Source organism: Pseudomonas sp. GW704-F2, from assembly GCF_059423025.1.
In genome coordinates this window covers 1-25822 of sequence record NZ_JBWKXO010000060.1, presented here as the reverse complement: position 1 = coordinate 25822, position 25822 = coordinate 1, and the positions used below count along the sequence as shown (strand labels likewise).

At 62.5% G+C, this 25822-nt stretch carries 21 protein-coding genes; 12 read left to right on the top strand and 9 right to left on the bottom strand.

The window, feature by feature from the left end:
- The first annotated feature begins 414 nt into the window (after positions 1–414).
- The gene (locus AC07W0_RS28860) at positions 415–2295 is read left to right on the top strand and encodes a methyl-accepting chemotaxis protein (protein ID WP_017845552.1); all 1881 of its coding nucleotides are present in this window, start codon (positions 415–417) and stop codon (positions 2293–2295) included.
- Positions 2296–2334: 39 nt separating this feature from the next.
- Here AC07W0_RS28860 and AC07W0_RS28855 read toward each other — a convergent pair whose 3' ends face one another.
- From AC07W0_RS28855 to AC07W0_RS28835, 5 genes are all read right to left on the bottom strand, one after another.
- The gene (locus AC07W0_RS28855) at positions 2335–2793 is read right to left on the bottom strand and encodes an SRPBCC family protein (protein ID WP_046483729.1); all 459 of its coding nucleotides are present in this window, start codon (positions 2791–2793) and stop codon (positions 2335–2337) included.
- 19 nt (positions 2794–2812) lie between these two features.
- The gene (locus tag AC07W0_RS28850) at positions 2813–6181 is read right to left on the bottom strand and encodes an amino acid adenylation domain-containing protein (RefSeq protein WP_102618797.1); all 3369 of its coding nucleotides are present in this window, start codon (positions 6179–6181) and stop codon (positions 2813–2815) included.
- Positions 6178–7125 carry a diiron oxygenase gene (locus AC07W0_RS28845; RefSeq protein WP_046483732.1) on the bottom strand — a complete coding sequence of 316 codons (948 nt, stop codon included), beginning with the start codon at positions 7123–7125 and terminating at the stop codon, positions 6178–6180. Before AC07W0_RS28845 ends, AC07W0_RS28850 begins: the two co-directional genes overlap by 4 nt.
- Positions 7122–7880 carry a DUF3050 domain-containing protein gene (locus AC07W0_RS28840; protein ID WP_102618796.1) on the bottom strand — a complete coding sequence of 253 codons (759 nt, stop codon included), beginning with the start codon at positions 7878–7880 and terminating at the stop codon, positions 7122–7124. Before AC07W0_RS28840 ends, AC07W0_RS28845 begins: the two co-directional genes overlap by 4 nt.
- Positions 7881–8259: 379 nt before the next feature.
- A complete protein-coding gene (locus AC07W0_RS28835; protein ID WP_026139846.1) occupies positions 8260–8958 on the bottom strand; it encodes a GntR family transcriptional regulator in 699 nt (232 codons plus the stop codon).
- 332 nt (positions 8959–9290) lie between these two features.
- Between AC07W0_RS28835 and AC07W0_RS28830 the strand changes: the two genes are divergently transcribed.
- The 4 genes from AC07W0_RS28830 to AC07W0_RS28815 are packed head-to-tail and all read left to right on the top strand — an operon-like array spanning position 9291 to position 12938.
- Positions 9291–10184, top strand: a complete 894-nt coding sequence (locus AC07W0_RS28830) for a TauD/TfdA dioxygenase family protein (RefSeq protein WP_102618795.1) — start codon at positions 9291–9293, stop codon at positions 10182–10184.
- 14 nt (positions 10185–10198) lie between these two features.
- A complete protein-coding gene (locus AC07W0_RS28825) occupies positions 10199–11224 on the top strand; it encodes an ABC transporter substrate-binding protein (RefSeq protein WP_102618794.1) in 1026 nt (341 codons plus the stop codon).
- Position 11225: 1 nt separating this feature from the next.
- Complete coding sequence (locus AC07W0_RS28820) at positions 11226–12077, top strand: ABC transporter ATP-binding protein (protein WP_102618793.1); 852 nt, start codon at positions 11226–11228, stop codon at positions 12075–12077.
- A gap of 12 nt (positions 12078–12089) precedes the next feature.
- Positions 12090–12938: an ABC transporter permease gene (locus AC07W0_RS28815; protein ID WP_102618792.1), complete on the top strand. Its 849-nt coding sequence runs from the start codon at positions 12090–12092 to the stop codon at positions 12936–12938.
- Positions 12939–13002: 64 nt separating this feature from the next.
- Here the strand turns inward: AC07W0_RS28815 and AC07W0_RS28810 are convergent, their stop codons facing one another.
- On the bottom strand, positions 13003–13707 hold the full coding sequence (locus AC07W0_RS28810; RefSeq protein ID WP_102618791.1) for a DUF3142 domain-containing protein: 705 nt from the start codon (positions 13705–13707) through the stop codon (positions 13003–13005).
- Positions 13704–15878, bottom strand: a complete 2175-nt coding sequence (locus AC07W0_RS28805; protein ID WP_102618790.1) for a PA5441 family protein — start codon at positions 15876–15878, stop codon at positions 13704–13706. Before AC07W0_RS28805 ends, AC07W0_RS28810 begins: the two co-directional genes overlap by 4 nt.
- Before the next feature lie 219 nt (positions 15879–16097).
- Here AC07W0_RS28805 and AC07W0_RS28800 point away from each other — a divergent pair, with 219 nt between their 5' ends.
- The 4 genes from AC07W0_RS28800 to AC07W0_RS28785 are packed head-to-tail and all read left to right on the top strand — an operon-like array spanning position 16098 to position 20757.
- Positions 16098–16814, top strand: a complete 717-nt coding sequence (locus AC07W0_RS28800) for an efflux RND transporter periplasmic adaptor subunit (RefSeq protein WP_371918437.1) — start codon at positions 16098–16100, stop codon at positions 16812–16814.
- Positions 16811–18130: an efflux RND transporter periplasmic adaptor subunit gene (locus AC07W0_RS28795; protein ID WP_102618788.1), complete on the top strand. Its 1320-nt coding sequence runs from the start codon at positions 16811–16813 to the stop codon at positions 18128–18130. Before AC07W0_RS28800 ends, AC07W0_RS28795 begins: the two co-directional genes overlap by 4 nt.
- Complete coding sequence (locus tag AC07W0_RS28790; protein ID WP_102618787.1) at positions 18130–20226, top strand: site-2 protease family protein; 2097 nt, start codon at positions 18130–18132, stop codon at positions 20224–20226. The genes AC07W0_RS28795 and AC07W0_RS28790 overlap by 1 nt, the downstream gene beginning before the upstream one ends.
- A gap of 15 nt (positions 20227–20241) precedes the next feature.
- Positions 20242–20757, top strand: a complete 516-nt coding sequence (locus tag AC07W0_RS28785; RefSeq protein ID WP_046385120.1) for a GNAT family N-acetyltransferase — start codon at positions 20242–20244, stop codon at positions 20755–20757.
- Here the strand turns inward: AC07W0_RS28785 and AC07W0_RS28780 are convergent.
- A complete protein-coding gene (locus tag AC07W0_RS28780) occupies positions 20733–21041 on the bottom strand; it encodes a hypothetical protein (RefSeq protein ID WP_102618786.1) in 309 nt (102 codons plus the stop codon). The two genes, AC07W0_RS28785 and AC07W0_RS28780, sit on opposite strands and share 25 nt — an antisense overlap.
- Positions 21042–21096: 55 nt before the next feature.
- Complete coding sequence (locus AC07W0_RS28775) at positions 21097–21684, bottom strand: phage tail protein (RefSeq protein ID WP_017845535.1); 588 nt, start codon at positions 21682–21684, stop codon at positions 21097–21099.
- Positions 21685–21886: 202 nt separating this feature from the next.
- Here AC07W0_RS28775 and AC07W0_RS28770 point away from each other — a divergent pair, with 202 nt between their 5' ends.
- The 3 genes from AC07W0_RS28770 to AC07W0_RS28760 all read left to right on the top strand — a co-directional run.
- On the top strand, positions 21887–23500 hold the full coding sequence (locus AC07W0_RS28770; RefSeq protein ID WP_102618798.1) for a glycosyltransferase family 39 protein: 1614 nt from the start codon (positions 21887–21889) through the stop codon (positions 23498–23500).
- Positions 23501–23618: 118 nt separating this feature from the next.
- A complete protein-coding gene (locus tag AC07W0_RS28765) occupies positions 23619–24452 on the top strand; it encodes a sulfotransferase family protein (protein WP_017845533.1) in 834 nt (277 codons plus the stop codon).
- Between the two features lie 51 nt (positions 24453–24503).
- Positions 24504–25822: DUF4347 domain-containing protein (locus tag AC07W0_RS28760; RefSeq protein WP_256593289.1), on the top strand; the 1319-nt coding region annotated here is incomplete at its 3' end.

Below are 25822 nucleotides of genomic sequence, written 5' to 3'. Positions count from 1 at the left end.
GCAGTGAAACGATGCATCGCCGATGGTAGTGTGGGGTTTCCCCATGTGAGAGTAGGTCATCGTCAAGATTAAATTCCGAAACCCCTGTCTGCTTGCGCAGACAGGGGTTTTGTCGTTTAAGAGGTCTGCTTTGGTCGCACATCTGCTCAGCCGACTCCCTGCATCTGATCGATGGTCATCCGTCCTGGAAAACTGCAAGACTTTGCAGTTTCGGACGCCTTGCTTGTACCGCCGGTCTGTTTCCCACTCAAAAAGAGGATCTTTCTGACAAATCCTTAAGATTCCATTTCATTTGGCCGAAAGCCTGACGAGCCATGCGTGCACCGATTTGGAGCAGATCAAGCGTCTGCCCAGGCGTTACATGGAATGTTCCACCCAGCACGCTCCCCCCCTTTGGCAAAAGAAGTCGATGAAATGAATCTAAAGTTCAGTCATAAAATTCTGTTGGCCGCGTCAGGCGTCGTGGTCTTGGCCTTCGCGTTATTCACGTTGTACAACGATTACTTACAGCGCAGCGCCATCAAACAAAACCTGGAGTCGTCCATCCAGCAATCCGGAGAACTCACCGCCAGCAGTGTGCAGAACTGGCTCAGTGGCCGTGTGCTGATACTCGAAAACCTGGCACAAAACATGGCCCACCAGGGCAGTGCTGCAGATCTTCCAGGCTTGGTTGATCAGCCCGCACTCACCTCGAACTTCCAGTTCACTTACGTCGGCCAAACCAACGGCGTGTTCACCCAACGCCCCGACGCAAAAATGCCCGATGGCTATGACCCGCGCCAGCGTCCTTGGTACAAGCAAGCCGTGGCGGCTGACAAACCGATGCTGACCCCGCCTTACATGGCAGCCGTGGGTGGGCAGATCGTGACCATCGCCATGCCGGTGAAAAAGAACGGCGAGTTGCTGGGCGTGGTCGGTGGTGACCTGAGCCTGCAAACGCTGGTGAAGATCATCAACTCGGTAGACTTCGGCGGCATCGGCCATGCGTTCCTGGTCAGCGGTGACGGTCAGGTCATCGTCAGCCCCGATCAGGGCCAGGTGATGAAGAACCTCAAGGACATCTACCCTGGCACCAGCGTCCGCATCGAGAAGCTTAACCAGGATGTTGTCCTCAACGGTCAGGATCGCATTCTGTCCTTCACCCCTATCGCCGGCTTGCCAGGTGCGGACTGGTACATCGGCTTGTCGATTGATAAAGACAAAGCCTACGCACCCCTGGGTAAATTCCGCACCTCCGCGCTGATTGCCATGCTGATTGCCGTGGTGGCGATTGCGGTGCTCTTGAGCTTGCTGATCCAAGTACTGCTGCGGCCGCTGACCACCATGGGCGTTGCCATGCAGGACATCGCCCAGGGTGAGGGTGACCTGACCCGCCGCCTGGACGTGACCAGCAAAGATGAGTTTGGCGAGGTAGGCAGTGCCTTCAACCAGTTCGTCGAGCGTATCCACGCCTCGATTTCCGAGGTGTCCTCGGCAACGCGCCAGGTGCATGACTTGTCCCAGCGCGTAATGGCGTCGTCCAACGCCTCGATCGTCGGTTCTGACGAGCAGAGCGCGCGCACCAACAGCGTAGCGGCGGCAATCAACGAACTGGGCGCCGCTACCCAGGAAATCGCGCGTAACGCCGCTGACGCTTCCCAGCACGCCAGCGGTGCCAGCGAGCAGGCTGACGATGGGCGCAAAGTGGTGGAGAAAACCATCCTGGCGATGTCGGAACTGTCGCAAAAGATCAGCCTGTCCTGCACCCAGATCGAAACCTTGAACGCCAGCACCGATAACATCGGCCACATTCTCGATGTGATCAAAGGCATCTCCCAGCAGACCAACCTGCTCGCGCTCAACGCCGCGATCGAGGCCGCCCGTGCCGGGGAAGCGGGTCGCGGGTTTGCCGTGGTCGCCGATGAAGTGCGCAACCTGGCTCACCGTACCCAGGAGTCGGCGGAGGAAATCCACAAAATGATTACTTCTCTGCAAGTGGGTTCGCGTGAAGCGGTGACCACCATGAACGCGAGCCAGACCTCCAGCGAAGAGAGCGTCGAAGTCGCCAACCAGGCCGGTGAGCGCCTGATCAGCGTGACGCAGCGGATTGTTGAAATCGACGGCATGAACCAGTCGGTCGCCGCCGCCACCGAGGAGCAGACCGCGGTGGTGGAAACCCTCAATGTCGACATCAACCAGATCAACCTGCTGAACCAGCAAGGCGTGGCCAACCTCAATGAAACATTGAAGGACTGTGACGCGTTGTCTCAACAGGCCAGCCGCTTGAAACAACTGGTCGACAGTTTCAAGATCTGACCTCAATGGCATAGGAGCGAGGCCTCTCGCTCCTACTGCTTAGCCGAGCATTTGTCGGACATTTTCCAGGGCGCCGTCGGCGAAGTTCTGCATAAAGTGTTCGAACCCTTCCTGCGCGGTGTCGACCGGTTCGCCGATGAGCGTCCAGGTCGCCCTGGAGCATCCGCAGCCAAGTGGCTCCACATGCATTGCCGCCCACAAGCGGGCCACGCCCAAGGTGTTGTAGACCGTGGTCCAGGTCATGAACATGGCCTCTTCGTCACGGCTGTTGAGCTGCTCCACCGCACAATGGCCATCGTGGAAATACTTCGTGCGTAAAGCGCCTACGCCGGTGCCGGTCATTTCGATGTGCGACAAGGCGGGAATGAACGCATCAAAGCCTGCAAAGTCCCCCACCAAGCCCCACAGCCTGGCGGCCTCGCAGGTGACTACGACAGAGGCCACCACTGGTGTGCCCCGGGGGTTGCGGATCAATGTATCGGGTTGCAACGGTTTCATGAGGTTGTCCTGAGGCGGTTCAGAGAAAGCCGATGGCCTTGAGGTAGTCGCAGCCTTTGCCTAACAGCGCGGGGCTTTTCTCGGGGTACGGCTTACCCATTTCTTCCACGCCCCGGCGTGCGTTGTCGTGACGGATCATCGACGTATCGCCGATGTCTTCACCCAACCCGTCCAGGTAAAAACCCAGCACGCCAAACAGCGCATTTTCGCGGCCCACCGTTCGCAGTTGCCGTTGCCACTGCGCGACACTGACCCGCTTGAATGTGTAGCCGGCGTCGCGGAATGCATCGAGGTACTGCTCCCAGCTCAGGGGTTGTGGGTTATGCAGGTTGTACACGCTGCGCCCGGTTGCGAAATGAGCGCAGTGAAACGCGATGAAGCGTGCAAAAAAGTCCACCGGCATCAGGTCGAAGTTCACCGCTAAGCGCGGAACCAGGCCCAACTGCAGCGAGCCCTTGAGCATCAGCATCAGGCGATTTTTCTGTGGTTGGCAAACACCGCTTTGGCTGTTGAAACTGATATTGCCCGGACGATAGATATTCACCCAGGCACCTTGCTCCAGCGCGCGCGCCGATAGCCGCTCGGCCACCCATTTGGACAGGTTGTAACCATTCTTGATGTAGATCGGCGGTGTCGCCGCAGCAGGCGACTCGAGGACCTGTCCCGCGGCGTCGATGGCGCTGCATGCCGAGAGTGTCGAGATGAAGTTGAAGACCTTTTTGCTGTGGGTTTCACACAGACGCACGCATTCCAGTACCGGGTCGACGTTGTCTTTTACCAGCGACGCGTAGTCCATCACATGGTTGACCCACGCCGCGTTATGCACCAGCACGCCAAAGTCCCTGGCGAGGCGCTCGTACACCTCGGCGGCCAGGCCCAGGCCAGGCTGGCTGACATCGGCGGCGTACACCTGCACCCGGCTCAGGTCCAGATGTTCCAGGCGGTACTCCTGCAACGCCTGGGTGAACCGTACCGTTGCCGGCTGGTTCGGCAGTTCCCGCACCAGGCATGCCACTTCGGTCGCACCGCCGGCCAGCAAGGCTTCGACAATGTGGACCCCGATAAAACTGTTGGCCCCCGTCACGATCACTTTGCGGCGATCACCGGCGCGGTCCTCGGGCAGCACCTCAAAAGGCGGTTCCCGCTGTGCGTCTTGAACCGCCTGGCCGACGGGTACGGCAGCGCGCGGGCCGTCCTCCAGCAGCGCCGCGAGCGTGCGAATGGTCGGCATTTCAAAAAAGCTGTTCAGGGGCAGGCTGCGACCAAATTGTTCGCGAACCCGCAGCAGCAGGCTCGACAGCAAAATGGAGTGGCCGCCGACGTTAAAGAAGCTGTCATCGATGGACAACGTGCCCGTAGGAAGCTGCAACAACTCATGCCACAGCCCCAACAGCTCAACCTGCAGCGGCGTTTGCGCGGCCTTTGCGGTGTGATTCGAAGGGCGTTGCACCGGCAGTTGCAACAAGGCCTGGCGATCGACTTTACCGTTGCTCGCGTAAGGCAGGCCGGCGAGTTCGATCCACCGCTCGGGTTGCATGTAATCAGGCAGCCACTGCCGTGCATGCTGTTTGAGGTCGTCCATCGTGGCACCCGGTTCCGGCTGGGCGACCACACCGCGAATCCTGCGATCACCGTCGATCACCACCGCCACCTGGCGGAACAGGCGGCTGGCACGCAGGCACTGTTCGATTTCCTGGGGTTCGACTCGAAACCCCCGAATCTTCACTTGCTCGTCCCGACGCCCGCCCAGCTCGATGCCGTCGCCGGTCCACTTTGCGTAATCACCGCTGCGGTAGGCGCACACGGGTTGTCCTCCCGGCAGTACCAGTTCGACAAAAGGGTCGTCGTGCAGTTGTGTTGCGTTCAAGTACCCCAGGCTCACGCCCGGCCCGACGATGTACAGCTCGCCCATCACCTGTTCGTCCACCGGCTGCAAATGCTCATCGAGTATCAGCACCTGGCTGTTGGCGATGGGGCGGCCGACGTTGCGATTGCTGTCCCCGGGCCGCAACGTGCGATGGGTGACCAGCACCGTGGCTTCGGTGGGGCCATAGAGGTTGTGCAACTGGCATTGGCCGGCCAGTCGTTCGATCACATAGGGTTCGCAGGCATCGCCGCCGGTCAGCAGGTGCGTCAGGCCCAGCGGTTGGTCCAGCGGCAGGATGCTCAGCAGCGCCGGTGGCAGGAAGGCATGGGTGAGCCGCTGCTGGCGGATCAGTTCTACCAGCTGCTGCGGGTCGCGTCGTTGCGCCTCGCTTGGGACAATCAACTCGGCGCCGGCAATCAGGCTGGGGAAGATATCCATCAGCGAGGCGTCGAAGCTCAACGAAGCGAACTGCAGTACCCGACTCTGCTCGTCCAGCTCCATGCAGCCGCCGAACCAGGCGGTGAAATGGGCCAGGTTGCTCTGGCTCAGCAACACGCCTTTGGGGCGGCCGGTAGTGCCCGAGGTGAAGAGCACCATGCACGGCGCATCGGGGGAGGGGCGATGCTGCAGCAACGGTGACGTGTCGTGCTGATCGAGCGCACTGACATCCAATGAAACGAAGTACTCGCGCAGTGGGTGGCCGCCATCATCCAGCAACAGCCTGGCTCCCGCGCTGTCCAGCATGGCCTGTTGGCGTTGCGCCGGATGATCCGGTGCCAGCGGCAGGTAAACCGCGCCACAGCCCAGCACCGCAAGAATGCTGGCATACAACGCCGTTGTTTTTTCCAGGCACACCCCGACCACCGGTGGTACCTCCAGGCCTTCCAGCAGTGGGCCGAGGCGTTGCTGGATCGCCCGTGCTTGAGCGTGCAATTGCCGGTAGGTCAGCACACGGCCGGCAATGTTCAGCGCCGGTCGTGCGGCGAAGGTGAGCAGGCTGGCTTGGAGTCGTTCGATCATCGGCACCTGCGCTGCCTGCAGCAATTGCACATCGGCGGTGTGATTGAACCGATGCACGAACGCCAGTGCCTCCAGCTTTTGCAAGCTGTGTTCGGGCCAGGCATTGGTGCCGGCCGCGGCGGGGCAATACTCCGGGTCGCGGGCGAAGCCGCTGACCAGCACGGCGACCCATTCCACCAGCGCGCTTGTCGCTTGCAGGCGCAGTCGCTGGCCATTGCCGCTGGGCGCGTCGGCAAGGTCCAGCACGGCCAGCAAGCGTTGGCCGGCGGCATAAGCGCGTAACTGCAGCCGCGGCAACCCATGCTCCGTCAGCGGGCCGACGCCCAGGCGCAGGCTGATGCGTGGAGCGGCGGCCAGGTGCGCGGGCAGTGACTCGCTACCGTCCTCGATCACCAGGTCGGCAGCGTCATGCCCCGACAGATGACCATACTGTTCCAGCTCCAGCCTCACCGCATCCAGGGCACGGCTGATACCCAACCATCCAATTGTCAGGCGCCTCATGCCGCTCTCCCGGCCACCGGCAGATAGTCGGCCAATGCCAGGGCCACGCTCGGTGTCTGCAGCAAACCGCTGTGTTGCAGAAAGCCCATGATGTTGCCGATCAGCGGGTGGTGGCGGGTGATGGGGAACTCCAGTGCCGCCATGTCGGCCCGCAGCGCATGGCGAACATCAGCGCTGACGTCCAACTGATCGATCAGTTGCAGGTCGAAGGATTTTTGCAGCTCGTTGGTCAGGTAATGCGCCAGAAAGATGGGCAAGACCGGTGCAATGCTGTCGCGGTCAGCCGGGCTTGCCGCCTGCCAATAGAGGCGCACCAGGCGTGTCCAGAACTGCCCATGGCGCCCTTCGTCGAACAGGTGATCGGCCATCAAGCCACGGATGGAAGCCTTGACGCTGTCATCCCTGGAAAACGCCGCCACGTCATGGGTCACGGTGTTTTCGGCAATGGCCACGGCAATCAATTCCACCGCATCGCGCAGGTGCGCCGGGGCTTGCGCCTGCGCCGCCGGCAGGGCGCGGCTCAGTTCGATCTGCCCGGGCAGATCCAGCGGTGATATACCGGTCATCTTCACGGTCTGTTGCAGGAAGTCCAGCGCGACCAGGGCGTGATAGTCCTCGTCCACCACGACGGTCATCGCGTCGTAGCGACACACAAGGGGGAAGGGCAGGGCGAAACGGTTCTTGGCGATGTTGCGTGCGGTCCTGTCGACGATCTCGGTTTCGAAAATCACCACGTCATTGATGAATTTGTAGAAGCTTTGCAACAGCACGAAGTCGCGCCACTGCGGGCAATGTTCAAGGAAGGTCGCGCTGAGCACCAGGGGCTGGCGGCACAGCGGGTAGATCAGTTTGTCGTCGTTTTCCAGCAGGCGGCGAGGGCGTGTGCGGATGGTGGCGCGGCGTTCCCAGTCTTCGGCGATGGAGCGGTAGGCGCTGATGTTCATGGGCGCACCTGTTGCAGCAAGGTGTGTACGTCGTCCCAGAGCTTGATGCGGTTTTCCACGGCGTTGACCGCGGTTTCAGCCGCCTGTTGCTGGCGCTCGGGTGCGTTGTCGGTAAGGCCCTGGAGCATCCTCTGCGCCCCTGGCTCATGGTCTTGGGTGTCCAGCTCGATGTGGCGGTTGAGGTACTCGCCCAAGGTTGGCGCCTGGCTTCTGATGATCTCACTGCCCTGCAACAGCCGTTCGAACATGCTCGGGATAATGCTTTCGCGGCCGTGCAGGAAGGCGGCGGCCACACAATGGGTGGGCGCATTCAACGCGATGTGCAACGTGCTGGCGACGAAGCGGGCCACGCCGGGCAGCACATCGACCTGGCCCAGGGCGGCATTGGCTTCGACGCCCCGACGTTGCAGCGTGATGAACGTATCGATGGCGTGGGTACTGGCGCCCACTTCGAGCATGGCTTCGCGGTACAGCTCGAAGTGGCTGCAATGACCGCGCCGAGGGTGTTCGTCCGACTCCTCGCCCAGCACGATTTCGTTGATCAGGCGGGCGGCTTGCGGGTCGGTCGGCGGGAGCCAGGGTAATTGCGTACAGGTCAGGTCCCGTTGCAGGCGTTTGGTGAGGCTCATGAAGTCCCAAACGGCAAATACATGGTTTTCCATGAAGATTTGTAACTTGCCAAGTGAAGTTATTTCTTCAAATAACGGATGGCTACGTAACTGCAATTTTTTTTGTTTAAGTAAACCTTGATACATAGTTGATGCCTATAAGTTGTTGCGACTGCTCTGAAAACAGTGCTGGGCTTTTGCAGCCCAAAAGCGGACAGATAACGTTTAGCCAAGCAGCGCGCGCAGCGCTGCCCAAACAAGGGTTCGTGCAGGCTGTTGAGGTGCTTGGTTTATTGAAGAAAGATAATAAGCCGATTAAACGTTTGGGCGAGCTTATAAATGTATTAGATGTTTTTTCGAAAAGATTCCGATTGTGGGTAAGTTATATTATTAAACGTGGGAAGTTTCTCGAGCATTAGCAGGCATTACGCAGTCGAATAGTTTTAACCGGGGCGTCTTGATGCGGGTTCTGCCAACAGCGAAGGCCGCCCCGCAATGCTTGATCGGTGAAGCAGGCTGGGAAAGTTCAGTTGCCGGTCGCCTCAAGGCCCTTGAGGTAAGTGCTGATGACCTCCATGCCTCGCATCAAGTGATTGCGCAACGTCAGGATACTTTCGTCGACCTTCTTCTGCGCCACCAGGCTCAGCAGTTCGCGGTGATCTTCCTGGGACGTCTCGCCGAGCCCCATCGCTTCAAGGTTGAAACGCAGGAAGCGCTCCTCTTCATTCAAACCGTGTTCGACCAACGTGAGTAGCCGCCGGTTGGGGGCCTTGCCATACAGCGCCATGTGGAACAGGCGGTTGAGCCGGCCGATCTCGGTATAGTCTTTCTCTTGTTCCAGCGCCGTGATGAAGGCATCGGCCTGGGCAATGTCGTCTGCGCTGAGCAACGGAATCGACAAGCGCAGCGCTTCGGACTCCAGCAGCATGCGCAGGGCGTAGGTCTCGGCCGAATTGTCTTCGATCAGCGGTGCAACCACCGCCCCCTTGTGCGTCACGACGTGCAGCAACGACTGGGCTTCCAGCTGCCGAAGGGCTTCACGCACGGGCATGCGACTGACGCCGAACAGGCTGGCCAGCTCCTGCTGGCGCATGGCGGTACCACAAGGCAATCGGCCATCGAGGATGGCATTGCGCAAGGTTTCTTCGATTACGGAACGAGCAAGATGGGCGGGAATAGGCCCGCTGACCTTGATACTGCTCAAAGGGCTCGGCTTTTGCGTCACGGCTACGCTAGCCTCCTCATAGAATGGCAATGGCTTATTGGATCCAATGCACACTAGAGATTGCCTACAGGCTTGTCAAACGAGCAAGGTTTTCGGCTTGTAAGCGGCTAAACACGCCACTCTGGGTGCCCACATCGAGCTTTTGCGGTGTCTTACGCGGTGGTGTCGGATTGCCCTGCATTGAACACTTCACCGCCATCGTTTGTTCCATTCCCGCCGCCCAGCGCAGGGTTTCGTCGGTGCATTCCTGTCTATTCATATTCTCTAACGGTATTTAAAATACAGTTCTTATATCTATAAGGTCACTCTCCTGTCCGATCGGGAGTGAATTCATGTCAGCCACCTCTACTGTTCCAGCAGCGATCCCTAACGCCCAAACCTTCGAGATTCGCCCACTCCCCGGCAGCGTGGGGGCCGAGATCATCGGCCTGGATTTGTCCCGCCCGGTCAATGACGAGGATTTCGCCCGCATTCACCGCGCGCACCTGGATCACCATGTGGTGGTCTTTCGCGACCAGCGCATCACCCCCGACCAGCAGATCGCCTTCAGCCGCCGCTTTGGCGTGCTGCAGATCCATGTGCTCAAGCAGTTCCTGCTGGCCAACCACCCGGAAATCCTGATCGTCTCCAACATCATCGAAAACGGCCAAGCCATCGGCCTGGGCGATGCGGGCAAGTTCTGGCATTCGGACCTTTCCTATAAAGAACTGCCCAGCCTGGGCTCGATGCTGCATGCCCGGGAACTGCCAGCCGAAGGCGGCGACACCCTGTTTGCCGACATGCACAAGGCCTGGGACCACTTGCCCGAGCACCTGCGCAACGCTGTACACGGCCGCAGCGCTGCGCATTCCTACACCGCGCGTTACAGCGAAACCAAATTCGAAGGCAACTGGCGCCCGACACTGAGCCCCGAGCAGCTCGCCCAGGTCGCCGAAGTGGTCCACCCGATTGTGCGTACCCACCCGGAAAACGGCCGCAAGGCGCTGTTCGTCAGTGAAGGCTTCACCACCCGCATCGTCGGCCTGCCGGAGGACGAAAGCCGCGACCTGCTGGCCCAGCTCTACGCCCACAGCGTGCTGCCGGACAATATCTACCGCCACCACTGGCAGCCCCACGACTTGGTGTTCTGGGACAACCGCTCGCTGATCCACCTGGCTACCGGTTGCCCGAGCCATCTGCGCCGCAAGCTGTACCGCACCACCATCCAGGGCGACGCGCCTTTCTGATTCGGAGCATGACCATGTCCAGAAACATTCCATTTGCGCGGCTGGCCGCCACGTTCGGCCTGGGTATCAGCCTGCTGGCCGGCAGCCTCGTCGCCCCGGCGGTGGCGCAGGCTGAAGGTGAGATTCGCATCGCCGAGCAGTTCGGCATCGTCTACCTGTTGCTCAACGTGGTGCGCGACCAGCACCTCATCGAAAAATACGGTAAGCAGGAAGGCCTCGATATCCAGGTCGACTGGACCCAACTCTCCGGCGGCGCGGCCGTGAATGATGCGTTGCTCTCCGGTTCCATCGACATTGCCGGTGCCGGCGTCGGGCCGCTGCTGACCATCTGGGACCGTACCCGCGGCAAGCAGAACGTCAAGGCCGTCGCCTCCCTCGGTAACTTTCCCTACTACTTGGTGAGCAACAATCCCAAGGTCAAGACCATCGCCGATTTCACCGATAACGACCGCATCGCGGTACCGGCGGTGGGTGTGTCGGTGCAGTCGCGCTTCCTGCAATACGCAGCTGCCAAGCAGTGGGGCGACAAGCAATTCAATCGCCTCGATCAGTACACCGTCGCCGTCCCGCACCCCGACGCCACGGCCGCGCTGATCGCCGGCGGTACCGAGCTGACCGGGCACTTTTCCAACCCGCCGTTCCAGGACCAGGCCCTGGCGAACCCCAATGTGCATGTGGTGCTCAACACTTATGACCTGCTGGGCCCGAACTCGCCGACGGTGTTGTTCGCCACTGAAAAACTCCGTAACGACAACCCGAAAACCTACAAGGCATTCGTCGATGCGCTGACCGAAGCCGCGCAGTTCGCCCAGCACGACAAAGGCGCCGCCGCCGACACTTACATCCGCGTGACCAAGGCCAAGATCGACCGTGCCGAGCTGCTGAAAATCATCGACAACCCGCAATTCGAATTCAGTGTCACGCCGAAAAACACTTACCCGCTGGCGGAGTTCCTCTACCGCGTCGGCGCAATCAAGAACAAGCCGGAATCGTGGAAGGACTACTTCTTCCAGGACGCCAAGCCCCTGCAAGGAAGCTGAGATGAACGCGCCCCTGCAAGGCCACACGGCCAGCAACCTGCCCACCGCCGCCGCGCTGCTGGCGGTGGATAACGTCAGCCTCGAATACCGCACCCCCGAGCGCGTGGTGCGGGCCACGCACCAAGTCAGTTTCGACATCGACCCGGCCGACCGCTACGTGTTGCTCGGCCCGTCGGGTTGCGGCAAATCCACCTTGCTCAAGTCCATCGCCGGGTTTATCCAGCCTTGCGAAGGGGAGATCCGCCTGCTGGGACAGAAGGTCGAACAGCCCGGTCCAGACCGCATCGTGGTGTTCCAGGAATTCGACCAGTTACCGCCGTGGAAAACCGTCAAACAAAACGTCATGTTCCCGCTGCTGGCGTCGAACACCCTCAAGCGTCGGGACGCCGAAGAACGCGCGCTGCACTACCTCGACAAAGTCGGCCTCGGCGCCTTTGCCGACGCCTATCCGCACACTCTCTCCGGCGGCATGAAAGCCCGCGTGGCCATCGCCCGCGCCCTGGCGATGCAGCCGAAAATCCTGTTGATGGACGAACCCTTCGCCGCCCTCGATGCGCTGACCCGACGCAAGATGCAGGAAGAGTTGCTGCGGCTCTGGGAAGAGGTGCGTTTCACCTTGCTGTTCGTCACCCACTCCATCGAAGAGGCGCTGGTGGTGGGCAATCGCATCCTGTTGCTGTCGCCCCATCCCGGGCGCGTGCGCGCGGAAATCCACAGCCATCAATACGATCTGCACAGCCTTGGCGGTGTGCAATTCCAGGCCTCGGCGCGAAGGATTCATCGCCTGCTGTTCGATGAAGCCCCCGAAGCCGAACGTGAGTTGGGCTTCGCCGATATCCGCATCGCTTACTGAAGGGCCCCACCCATGCGCCAGGAATATGAAGTCACCCTCGAACCGCTGCTCAGCGTCCCCGTGGAACGCGAGCTGCCCCTGCGCCAACGCGTGTGGCAACAAGGCTGGTTGCGCAAAGGGTTGATCCTGATCGTGCTCGCGATCCTCTGGGAAGCGGTTGCGCGCTACCAGAACAATGACCTATTGCTGCCGAGTTTCTTGCAGACGTTTCACGCGCTCTACGACGGGCTTCTGAGTGGCGAGCTGCTGAGCAAAGTCAGCATTTCGTTGGTGGTGCTGATCAAGGGTTACCTGATCGGCATTGTGCTGGCATTTGCCCTGACCACACTGGCGGTCTCGACCCAACTGGGCCGCGACCTGCTCAGCACCCTGACCTCGATGTTCAACCCGCTGCCGGCGATTGCGCTGTTGCCGCTGGCACTCTTGTGGTTTGGCCTGGGCCAGAACAGCCTGATTTTCGTGCTGGTGCATTCGGTGTTGTGGGCGTTGGCGCTCAACACCTATTCGGGGTTTCTCGGCGTGTCCGAAACCCTGCGCATGGCCGGTCGCAACTACGGGTTGAAGGGCATGCGCTTCGTGCTGTTCATCCTGATCCCGGCGGCACTGCCGTCGATCCTCGTCGGCCTGAAAATCGGCTGGGCATTCGCCTGGCGCACGCTGATTGCCGCCGAGCTGGTGTTCGGCGCCACCAGCGGCAAAGGTGGCCTGGGCTGGTACATCTTCCAGAACCGCAATGAGCTGTACACCGATAAGGTTTTTGCCGGGCTGGCGGTGGTGATCCTGATCGGCTTGTTGGTGGAAAATTTGGTGTTCGATACCTTCGAGCGATTGACCGTCAAGCGGTGGGGCATGCAGCGCTGAGGCTGGCTTGATCAATGTGTGAGCAGGCTTGCTCCCACTGGGGACGTTTCCCCGTCAAGCGCCTTCAAGGATTGCGCAAAAACACCACATACCCGCGAAACCACTCACTCCCCTTCAAATACCCCGGCGCCGTCCATTCCCCGCCCTGGATCAAGCCGATCTTGAACGGCAACCCCAGCCGATTCATCCGTGGCAGATACGCGGCGTAATCCGGGATGCTCTGGCGCCCCTGATACGTCTGCACCACCACTTCATCCACCACGCCGTTGAGCCGGGCGATGGCGGTTGGGTCGGCGTTGCTGCTCCAGTCCATCAGGCCGGTGATGCTCAGGCGCAGGTCGGCGGGCAGGCGCTGGCGCAGGTCGCGCAGGAAGTCGGCGTATTCGTGCAGGTACTGGGTGCGGGCGTCGAAGTCGATCTGGATGCCGATCACCGGGTTGCCGGCGTCGCGCCAGCGTTGTACCTGGCCGAGCAGTTGGGTGTAGACGCGGTCCGGCCAGCGCAGGGTGTGGGCGCGGTAGACCAGCCAGATGTCGCCCTGGGTGATGCGCGGCACGCTTATGCCCTGGGCGATCAATTGCACGCCGCGTTGGGGCGCGCGGCGGGTGGCGTTGATCTGGCCCTGGAGGATGTACAGGGTTTTTGCCTGCTTGAGCACCGGCTGCGGCGTGACCCCGCTCCACAGCCAGAAGGCGTCATAGTCGCGGGCGTCGACCGCGCCGAAAGCCGGGCTTGCCAGCAACAGCAAGCCGAGCCACAGCGGTTTCACCAGTAGTACTGCAGGGATTTGCCCCACTGCGTGTCGGCAAAGCCCGTCTTGAGTTGACGGAACCAGGCCTTGCGCACGGCCGGTGCGACGTCTTCGCCGCCGCAGCTGTTATAGCCGGCGGGCGCGTAGCAGTTGATGGCGCGGAACAGCGCGTAGGCCTTGTCGGTTTTCGGCGCCTTGGGGTTGCCGATCACCTGTTGGTAGCCGTCGAGCCGCGAGAAGGTGTCACCCTTGAAGTCCGATGGCGTGCTGCCCAGGCTGCCGGCGGCGCGTGCCTGTTCAAGGGGCATGCCGTCGAGGTTGTTGCGCAGGATGAACTCGCCGAAGCAGTTCAGGCCGTGGGGATTTTTTGCGTCGTTCTGCAAGGTCGCGGCGGTTTGCGCAATGCTCGGGCAGGCGTAGCCGGATTCAGCTTTTTCGCCGTTCCACTGGAACAGTTTCAACGTCTGGCTGGCGCTGTAGACATAACCCAGGCTGGTGCCCAGCTTGTCGTCCGGGGCCGACGCCGGCAGTTGCTTGAGGTCGTCGTCGAAGGTGGCGAACTGGCCGCGCAGCAGGTCTTTATAGAGCAGCACGAATTGGGCGGTCTGGCGCTCCAGCGGGTCGTGGGCCTGGGCGATCTGTTGGCGCAGCAAGTCCGGCCCGGCGATGTGGCGCAGCAGGATGTAGCGCACCTGTTTGGCGCTGATCGGCGAATCGGCGGCGAACACCTTGGCCAACTGGCCGCTGCGTTCGTAATTCATCGCCAGTGCCAGCTCCAACTGGTCGCGTTGCAGCGGTTGCTTGGCCAGCGGCAGCAGTTGCAGCCACAGGGTTTCGGCGGCTTTCCAGTCTTGCTTGGCTTCCAGGGCCAGGCCGCGCAGGGTCTGTTGGCTGAAGGCGAAGTAATCCGGGTTCGACGGCACGTCCTGGGGCAGGTGTTTCAACGCGTTGTCGGGTTGATGCTCGACGTACAGGGCATACGCCGCTTGCAGGTAGTCGAACAGCGCCGGCGTGTCGGCAAACACGGCTTTTTGCTGATCGAGGTCGGCGCGGCTGAGGGCCGGCGGCGTGTGAGCGCGCATCCGCATCAGGTCGCTGACGAGCAGGATCATCGGGTTCTGGACTGCCTTGCCGTTGACCATCAGCAGCTTGACGTCGGCTTCGGCCACCAGCTCATCCACGGACACATTGCGCTGCGCGTCGGTGGCCTGGGTCAGTTGCCAGGCATAGGCCTCGGCGAGCTTGGCTTGATCGTCCGCCAACCAATACACCCGGCGCAGCAGGCCACGGGCGGAGGCGACGTAATCACCCTGTGGATAAGTCTTCAGGTAACCGAGGAAGCCTTCTTCGGCGTCGCTCAGGGCGGACTTATCCACATGCTCGAGTTGCGGCATGCCGTATTCGTCGAAGGCGTCGGCCTGCGCCTGGTTCAGTGATGTCCGCGCGGTCATGTACAGCGCGGTTTCCTTCAGCCAGGGCACATTGCTGGTGCTGGCGCCGGCGAAACCGCGCTCGGCGTCGCTGAAACGGCCGCTATAGAAGTCGGCGGCGGCCTGCAGATAAGTGCGGAACAATTGGCCTTCGCTGGATTGGATCTGCTGTGCATCCAGCACTTGGCCTTCCCAAGAACAGGCCGTGAGCAATTGCAAACGCGCCTTCACCAGTAGCTCGCGTTCGGCTGCCGGCATGTCGGCCTTGAGCACCTGGCGGACAAACGCGGTGGCGCTGTCATCGTCGTTGCTGCGGCAGCGGCTGCCTTCGCCATTCAGGAAGTCAGCCCCCGCCGATTTGTATTCGTCGCGCTTGATGCCCAAAGGCTGGAGCAGGGTGTCGAGTTCGGCGCTGGGCGAGGTGTGCGATGTGTTATCCGCTTCGGCCGGCGCGGCGGCGATTGGCACCAGGCGGTACACCGGGAACGGCACCGGACCGAAGCCTTGGGACAGGTCGTCTTCGCTCAAGGCGTTCGGCGCCAGGGGCGCGGCTTTTTTGTCGGCCAGCAACAGGCGCAGGTTGGTTCGGCTGTCATTGCCGGGGCTCAGGAACGGCAGGTTGTTGCAGGTGTCCAGGCTGTCCCGCGAGACCCTCCAGTCGGGGTAGCACGAGTCGTCGGAGCTGGCGAGTGCCGGCAGGGAGAGACCGGCGAGCAGGGCCAGTGCCAGTGCCAGGGGTGACAGAAAACCGATGTGCATGACGTGTCCTTGATCCTGAGTCCTTGGAGGTCGGCAATCATAACGTGATCCGGCGAAGGCTTCGGCAAAGGCCTACAAAAAATGCTGATTTGTCTGACTGGGGGTAGTGGCAATTTAACTCCGCTGCCCTAGACTGCGCACATCGTCAGGGAGGTCGAATGTATGAAGCAGTTATGTAGATCGGTACTGGGATTTTCCTGCTTGGTGAGCCTGGCGCCGATGGCCATGGCGGACGATCCGCTGTTGGACCACGCGCCCGCAGCGGCCGTCAGCGCCGACAGCGAAGCCCGTGGTGTATTGCGCGCCCGTGACCAGGCGATGCTTGCCAGTGAATTGTCGGGGCGGATTGTCGAACTGCCGTTCAGCGAGGGCGAGTCGTTCAAGAAAGGCGACACCCTGGCGCGTTTCGATTGCTCGGCCTACCAGGCCCAACTCAATGCCGCCTCGGCCGCCAGCCGTGGCGCCGGCGAAGAACTGGCCCACAACAAACAACTGGCGGCGCTGAATTCGGTCGGCCGGTTCGAAGTGGCCCGCGCCGAAGCCAAACTCACCGAAACCCAGGCCCAGTCCCAGGTCTATCAGGTGCAGGTCAAGCGCTGCAGCGTGCTGGCGCCGTATGACGGCCAGGTGGTGCAGCGCAAAGTCCAACGTTATGAAAGCGTCTCGGCCGGCGCGCCGCTGCTGGAAATCGTCGACAACCGCAGCCTGGAGATCCACCTGCTGGTGCCGTCGCGCTGGATGGGCAAACTCAAGCCCGGGCAGACGTTCAGCTTCACCCCCGACGAAACCGGCCAGGCATTCAACGCCACCGTCAAACGCCTTGGCGCGCGCATCGACGAAGGCAGCCAGACCCTGTTGCTGGTCGCGACCTTGCCCAATGCCAATGGGTTGATGGCCGGCATGAGCGGCACCGCGCACTTTGCACAACTGCAATGAACGCACCGATGACGGGCAATGCCGAGCGGGTATTCGCGCAGTTTCTCGAGTTGGAACGCCAGACCCGCGCCGCCCACAGCACTGAGCAATTGGCCTACAGCCTGGTCAACGATGGGCAACCGCTGTTCGGCTATCGCCATGCGGCGCTGTTGATCGCCGGCAAGGTGCGGGCGGTGACGGCGGTGAGCAGCGTCGACCCGAACGCGCCGTTCGTGGCCTTCGTCGAGCAGGCCGTGGCCCAATTGCACAAACACGGGCTGGGCCAGGCCGCCCGGGAAGTGCCGGCCGCGCAATTGAGCGCGCAACTGCAGGCCGACTGGCAGAGCCTGTCCGCCGGCCATGTGTTCTGGTTGCCCTTGATCGACCCGCAAGGCCGCGTGTTCGGCGGTGTGTGGCTGGCGCGGGATACGCCCTGGAACCCGGCCGAGCAAGTGCTGCTGGCGCAGTTGGGCGATACCTACAGCCACGCTTGGCGTGCGCTGCAACCGCGCCAGCCGTGGCGTCTGCGCCTGACCCGCAAACGCCAGGTGCTGGTGGTCGTCGCGTTGCTGCTGATGCTGCTGATTCCGGTGCGCCAATCGGTACTGGCGCCCGCCGAAGTGGTGCCGTTGGCCGGCCAGGTGGTAGCGGCGCCGCTGGATGGGGTGATCGCCGAGTTCCTGGTCAAGCCCAACCAGACGGTGAAAACCGGCGACCTGCTGCTGCGCTTCGAAAGCACCACCCTCACGGCCCAGGCCGATGTGGCAGCGCGTGCCCTGGGCGTGGCCGAAGCGGAGCTCAAGGCCAATTCCCAGCGCGCCTTTGCCGATGCCGAATCGAGTTCGCGTATCGACCTGCTCGCGGCCCGGGTCGAGCAAAAACGCGCCGAGCGCGACTATGCCCGCGAACTGCTCAAGCGCAGCGAAGTACGCGCCGAGCGTGACGGTATCGCGGTGTTTGCCGACGCCGAACGCTGGACCGGCAAACCGGTACAGACCGGCGAGCGTCTGCTGCAGATTGCCGATCCCGGCCAGGCAGAGTTGCGCATCGAACTGGCGGTGGGCGATGCCATCGCATTGGCGCCCGACGCCCAGGTTGCGCTGTTCCTCGACAGCGACCCGTTGCAGCGCCACCTCGCCACCTTGCAACGCGCCGCCTACGAGGCGCAGCCCACGCCCGGCGGGCAACTCGCCTATCGCCTCGATGCGCGCTTCGATGAGGCACCGCCACGCATCGGCCTGCGCGGCACGGCGAAGCTCTTCGGTGAGCGCGCGCCCCTGGCCCTGTACCTGTTGCGTCGGCCATTGGCCGGCTTGCGCCAGAGCGTTGGCCTCTGATGAACCTGCCCCCACTGCGTGAAGACCTGCAACTGTCCAGCGCCGGCGCGGCCCTGGACGGCTCGCCGCGCTGGACCCTGGCCGACCCGGTGCGCGGGCGTTACTTCAAGCTTGGCGCCACCGCCATTCGGCTGCTGCGCCACTGGTCCCTGGGCGACCCGCAACACGTCCTGCAAGCCGCCAACCGTGAGCCGGGCCTGCCCCTGGGCGCCAGCGAAGTGGATGAGCTGCTGAGCTTCCTGCGCGCCCATGACCTGATCGCCGCGCTGGACCCGCAGCAACGTGCCAGTTACGCCTACAAGGCCGCCGCCCGTAAGCAAAGCCTGTGGCAAATCCTGCTGCATCAATATTTGTTCTTCCGCATCCCGCTGTGGCGCCCGGACGCGTTCCTCAACCGCGCCTGGCCGTGGCTGGCGCGCTTCGGGCCGGGGCTGTTGCGCTACGGCTTGCCGCTGACCCTGGGCCTGGGCGTGTTTCTGGTGGCGCGGGACTGGCAGCGCTTTCTGGCGACGTTCCCGCACCTGTTCAGCCTTGGCGGTGCCCTGGCGTTTGGCGTGGCGCTGTTCTTCGCCAAGCTGTGCCATGAATTCGGCCATGCCTTCATGGCCAAGCGCGCCGGGTGTCGCGTGCAAAGCATGGGCGTGGCGTTCATGGTGTTGCTGCCGATGTTCTACACCGATGTGAGTGACGCCTGGCGGGTCAATGATCGGCGCGCGCGATTGCTGATTGGCGCCGGTGGGGTGATGGCCGAGTTGTTGCTGGCCTGCGTGGCCTTGCTGGCCTGGTCGTTGCTGCCGGACGGCGCGGCGCGCACGGCGGCGTTCATGCTGGCCAGTGCGACGTGGCTGACCACCCTGGCGATCAACCTCAACCCGTTCATGCGCTTCGATGGTTATTTTTTGATCAGTGACCTATGGGGCGTCGACAACCTGCAAGGTCGCGCCTTCGCCCTTTGCCGCTGGCGCCTGCGCGAGTGGTTGTTCGGCTATGGCGAACCGGCGCCGGAACCCTGGGCGCCGAACATGCAACGGCGCCTGCTGTGGTGGGGTTACCTGGCCTGGTTGTGGCGGGCGGCGCTGTTCCTGGGGATCGCCCTGGCGGTGTATCACCTGTTCTTCAAGCTGCTGGGGATCTTCCTGATGCTGGTGGAACTGGTGTGGTTCATCGGCCTGCCGATCTTCAAGGAGTGGCGCGAATGGTGGAGTCGCCGCAGCCAGGCCCATGCGCCGCGGGTGCTGCTCAGCGGCCTGGGCCTGCTGTTGTTCGTGCTGGCCCTGGTGGTGCCGTGGCGCAGTGCCGTGGAGTTGCCGAGCATGCTCGAGGCCGGGCGCGCCAGTGCCTTGCACGCGCCGGTGGCGGCGCGGGTGAAACAGTTGCGGGTGGTGGATGGGCAAGTCGTGACCCAGGGCCAGGTGCTGATCGAATTGGAATCGCCGGATTTGGATGCGCGGCAAAGCATCGTGCGCCGCGAAGTGGAGATCCTGCAGTTGCAGATGCGTCGCCAGGCCGGACGCAGTGAAACCGCGGCCGACGCCGGGATCAACGATCAGCGCCTGTCCCAGGCCCTGGCCGAATACCGCGGGCTTGCCGCCCAGCGCGAACGCCTGCTGTTGCGTGCGCCCCATGCCGGCACCGTGCGCGACGTGCTGCCGCAATTGAGTGTGGGCCGCTGGCTGTCGCCTAAAGACGCGCTGGCGCGAGTGGTCGAGGAGGGCGCGCGCCTGCGCGGGTATCTGGCGGAAGCCGAGCTGTGGCGGGTGACGCCGGGGGCGAGCGGGCGCTTTATCGCCGATGACCCGATGCGCGCCGCCATCCCGGTGGTGCTGACCGATATCGATGCCAACGGCGTGGCCTATCTGGACCAGGAAGCCCTGACCTCCGACCACCACGGGCCGATTGCCGTGCGCCGCGACGAAAACCAGCGCCCGGCGCCGGTGCAGGCGCAGTACGGCGTGCGGTTGCGCAGTGCGCAACCGATCGCCACCCCCCATCAACCGCTGCGCGGCGTGGTGGTGTTGCAAGGGCGCAGCGAGTCGGTGCTGGGCGTGGCCTGGCGTCGAGTGGCGGCTTTGGGTGTACGGGAAAGCGGATTCTGACAGGAGTGCAAAGGCATGTTGAACAAGGACGGCGCTTTGGCGCAGGGCCTGGTGGTGCGCCCGTCACGGCCCACCGACGGGCCATTTCTGCAAAGCCTCTACCGCTCGGCGCGTGCCGATTTGCAGTGGATCGACGGTGAGCAGGGGCTGGTCGAGGCGGTGATCGCGCAACAGTTTCAAGTGCAGGAAAACGGCATGGGCGAGCATTTTCCCGGGGCCTTGCATTATGTGATCGAAAAACTCGACACGCCCATTGGCGCCCTGAGTGCCGATTTCGGCCCGAATGAAATCCGTGTGCTGTACCTGGCGTTTATCCCCGCTGCCCGAGGCCAGGGTTTTGGCCGCGCGGTACTGCACGGCGTGCAACGGGCCGCGCAGCAGGTGTGTTGCCCGGTGGCCACGGTGGTGTGGGCGAGCAACCCCCATGCGCGCCAGCATTACCTGGCGCTGGGGTTTCGGTTGGAGGAAGAGACGCCCGCCGCGCAGCGGCTGGTGTGGTACCCGTCTCAGTTGAACACGATGCAGAAATAACCGCGGGCGTTGTCGCGGCCCATGGCGGGTTCGCGGGACACAAACACCTGCTCCAGGCAGGTCTGCGCCAGCGGCAAACGGCAGAGGCCGTCGACGAAATCCGTCGGCTCCAGGCTGTCGAGCAACACGCTGAAGGCCGTGCGCGGGCTGCCCGGCACGCTGGCTTTGGGCGCATCAGTCACCTGTTGGATCTGGATCGGCAGCGCCGACCCGTCCGGCAGGTACAACACACTCGTGTGCGCAAGCAGAGGGCGAAAGTGCTCGGGGGTGACCAGGTTCAACATACATCAGCTCCGTGTCAGAGAGGCCGAGGCCCAAGTGCCTCGGCCCGGGTGCGGGTCAGTCGCGTGACGGGAAGACCCCGTTCAGGGCAATGCTGAAGTTGATCACCAGGAACGGGTTCATCGTGTCCATGGGCAACCCTTGGCCGGCCAAGGCCAGCGTGCCGGTCAAGCTCGTGCTGACGCCTTTGAGCGGTACCGGGCTGGCGCCCTGCTGGTCGGAAAAGATCGAGGCACTGCCCGGCCCGCCGCCGGAGGCGCCGATAAACGCATTGGCGGCGGTCGGCGCTGTAAGCGGGTTGCTGGCGGTGTCGGCCAGTTGCACCGCCGCGCTGACTGCCAGCGCCGCCGTGCTATGGGTGTGCGTGGGTAGGTTGGCCTGGGTGGCCATCACACTTTCGACGCCGTCGACGTCGCCGATTAACCGCTGCGAAAGGCCCGGGCCATTGCCTTGGCCGATGGGCAGGCGACCTTGCAGGTCAGGCAGCTTGAAGGTTTGCGTGCCGTCCCCGCCATATGTCGTGCCGATCAGCGCGTACAGCGCCTGGTATTGGCTGATGGGCAGGAGCTGGCCGGCGCAGAAGGCCCAGTTTCTTGGGGCGAAATTAAAGGCGAAAGGTTGGATAGTGCCGATGAATACTTCCATGAATCGTTCATCCTTGTGTGAGCTGTTCAAGGGGATATAAAGCCAGTCGATCTGGCTTCATCGCAGAGCGTAGACGCAGGTTTTGAGCGCTGCCTGCCGGTTGCGAAACAACGGGCGAATCCGGGGCTTTTGTCCTAGAGTGGCGCTTGTTTGCGCACGCGCAGGTTTGGCCCTGGAAATGGGCAGTGGTGGGGGAATCGGGGTGCGACGGTCTGTGGTAGAGCAAGACGACAAAGTTGGGGTGATTTCTGCTGTCAATCGCCTCGCAAAGGCCCGTGAAGGTGGCGATTGGTTGCGCCAGTTATGGTGGGTGCCGATTCTGGCGCTGGCGCTGGCGGTGCGTTTTTATGGCCTGACGGCCGCGGCGATCTGGGGCGACGAAGGCTCAAGCCTGTTGCTCAGCCAATATGCGGCGACCGACCTGTGGTTTCACGCCGCCCACGATGTGCATCCGCCGTTGTATTTCTTCTTGCTGCGCGGCTGGATCGAGCTGTTCGGCGACGGCATCTGGTCGATTCGCAGCATGAGTGCGATTCCCGGTGTGGTCGTGGTGGGCCTGGGCATCTGCCTTGCGCGGCAGTTGTCCACCCTTCGTGCCGCCGCGCTGGCGGGTGTGCTGCTGGCGCTGTTTCCCAGCGCGGTGCGCTACAGCCAGGAAGTGCGTATGTACTCGCTGCTCGGCGTGTGGCTGCTGGGCGCGACGCTGGCGTTGGTGTATTGGGTGCGCCAACCCGAGCGCACGCGCTACCTGCTGGGGTATGGGCTGCTGATGGCCGCCGGTTTCTATACCCATTACTTCACCGCGTTGTGTGTGTTGGTGCATTGGGCCTGGCTGGGCCTGTTGAGTGCGTCCCAGCCCCCCGGTCGGCGCTTGATCACGCGTCCGGCATGGTGGGTGGCCAACGTCGCGATCGTGCTGGTGTACCTGCCTTGGCTGCCGAACCTGATGGGCCTGGTGCAGCATGTCGAGCAGCTCAAGGTCGGCGGCGACATCGGCTGGGAAGAGCCGATCAACCTGTTCTCCGTGCCATCGATGATCTGGCAGTTCATGTTGCAGGACGAAGGTCTTGGCTTATCGCCTGTGCTGTTCTGGTCATTCCCGCTGCTGCTGGTGGCCGTGGTCGGCGTCTGCGCCTGGCGCGATCAGACGCGCTACCGGCCGGCCGGTCTGTTGGCGCTGTTTTTCTTGCTGCCGTTGCTGCTGGTGTACGGGGTGTCGTTTATCTCGTCGGTGTTTATCGAGCGTTACCTCACCGTCTATGCCCTGGCTTTGCCGATCATCCTGGCGCTGGCCATCGACCGCCTGCCCGGACGTCTTTCATGGCTGGGCGCGGCATTGTTCGTGCTGTGCGTCGGTGTGGAACTGCTGGGGGTGAAGAACAATGCCACCGTGGATGTGGATGATCAGTTCAACGTGCCGGTGGAGTTCGTCAATCGCAACTACCAGGAAGGTGACCGCATCGTCCTCAGCGACATGCTGTGGTACCTCAGCTACGTGTATTACGACCGGACCGACGCCCAATTGCAGCTTTACACCCCGCCCAAACCGGATGGCACGCCGACGCGGCCGAACGCCTATGGTTTTGGCACGCTGGTGGATCAGGACGGCGGGCGTATTTACCTCGACCGTTTGTCGGCATTGCCGGCCGATACCCAGCGTGTCTGGCTGATCAGCAGCAACGAAGCACCAGACGATTTTGCGCCGCTGCCGGACGGATGGCGTGAAAAAATGCAGCAGGACGGGGGCGGTGCCAGGGCGCGATTATTCGTGCTATGCCTCGGCCCAGAGCCTTCGCAGCCAGAGGCCTGCCGCTAATATCCATTTGGAATGAAAGGAATATCAAAACAGTGGCATTTGACCACTAGTGATCTCTTTAATCATCAGTTACGATTCGGATACAAATGGATTTTTGTCCTACAAAAGTGGTGAAGGGATGCAGTATCACTTTATCTCCGGTTTGCCCCGTTCCGGTTCGACGCTGCTGTCTGCGATCCTCTTGCAGAACCCGCGCTTTCACGCTGGCATGAGCAGCCCCGTGGGCACTCTGTTCAACGGCGTGCTGGGGCAATGCAGTGCCGGCAGCGAGTTCGGCTCGGTCATCGATGCCAATACCCGGCGCCGCTTGCTGCGCGGGTTGTTCGATGCCTATTACGCCGACCGCGCTCCTGTGCCGGTGGTGTTCGACACCAATCGCCAATGGTGCGCCCGCATGCCGGCGCTGCACGACCTGTTCCCCCAGGCCAAGGTGATCGCCTGCGTGCGTAACGTGGCGTGGATCATGGACAGCCTCGAGCGTGTGTACCGCGCCAACCCCTTCGAAAACACCAAGCTGTTCAACGACGACGTCGAGCGCAACACCGTCTACAGCCGTGTCGAAACCCTTGGCCAGCGCAATCGCCTGGTGGGGTACGCCTGGTCGGCGCTCAAAGAGGCGTACTACGGTGAACACGCCGACTCGATGCTGGTGGTCGACTACGACTTGCTCTCCCAGGCCCCCGAGCGGGTCATGCGGCTGGTCTACGAATTTATCGGCGAGCCCTGGTTCGAGCACGATTTCGAGCACCTGAGCTACGACGCGCCGGACTTCGACGACGCCCTCGGCGTGAGCGGTTTGCATCGGGTCAAGCCGAAGGTGGAACTGCAGCCCCGGCGGACCATCCTGCCGCCCGATCTCTTCGAGCAGTTCGCGCATATGTCTTTTTGGCGTGATGGCACTTCCAGCGCCGCCAATGTGATCCGTACCAAAGCCGATGCCGCAATCAGTTGATCGCGGCTTTTTTCATTGCGCAAATCAGCATTCGACCGACGGGTGAGCAGCATGTGGTGGAACAACCTTAAGGCACGGCCAGCAACAACCAATGCCAGCACCCTGGCGACGCCGATGATTATGTCCCTGGAACCGCGCATGCTGTTCGACGGCGCAGTGGCCGCCACCGTGGCCGATGCGGCCCAGGCCGACAGCCACGCCACCGCAGATGCTGCGGCCAAGGCGCTGACGACCACCGAACACGCCGCCACCGGTAGCGAAAGCCACCCGCAGTCCGACGCGCCCGCCACCCCCGCACCGGTTGCCGTGCCGGGGCAGAGCGTGGTGTTTGTCGATGCCCGCGTGAAGGATTCCGCCGAGCTGCTCAACGGCGTTGCCCCCGGCACCCAAGTGGTGCAACTGGACGCGAGCAAGGACGGCCTGCAGCAGATCGCCGATTACCTGGGCAGCCATCAGGGCGTCAGCTCGGTGCAGATCATCGCCCACGGCAATGCCGGTGATCTGTGGCTGGGCAGTACCTATTTGTCCGCCGACAACGTCGCGGCCCGCAGCGAAGTGCTGGCGCAGATCGGCCAGGACATGAACGTGGGCGGCGATATCCTGATCTACGCTTGCAACACCGCCGCCAGCGACAAGGGCATCAACTTTGTCGACTCGCTGGCGCAACTGACCGGGCGCGATGTTGCCGCGTCCACCAACCGCACCGGCCTGGGCGGCGACTGGACCCTGGAAATCGCCACCGGCTCCATCGAAAGTCATACGGCGTTGTCGTACCAGGCGATGTCGGCATACCAATACGGCCTGGCAAACATCACGGTGACCAGCGCCGCAGACAGCGGTGCCGGCACACTGCGCCAGGCCCTGACCGATGTGGGTGTCGGCGAGACCGTCACCTTCAGCACCCCGGGCATGACGGTCAATCTGGACACGCAGTTGGTCATCGCTAAAAACCTGACCATCGATGGCGACCTGAACAACGATGGTGTTGCCGATGTGACCATCAGCGGGCAGTACAAGACCCAGGTGCTCAAGGTTAACAGCGGTGTCACCGCGACCCTGGACGGCCTGGTCATTACCAAGGGCCTGGCGGCTGGCGACGGCAGCAATGGCGGTAGCGGTATTAGCGCGGCCAATTTGCTCGGGGCGGGGATCAGTAACTTCGGTAACCTGACCCTCAATAACGTCAGCGTGACAGAGAACGCAGCCTCGGGTGGCGGTGGTGGCGGTGGCGTGGTCAATGGCAATTTCGGCGGTGCCGGTGGCGGCGGCGGCGCGGTGGGCGGAGGCAACGGCGGGCGTGGTGGCAGTACCGGCAACGGGAGCGGTGTCTACGCCGGAACTGCGGGCACCGCCAACCAGGGTGGGAAGGG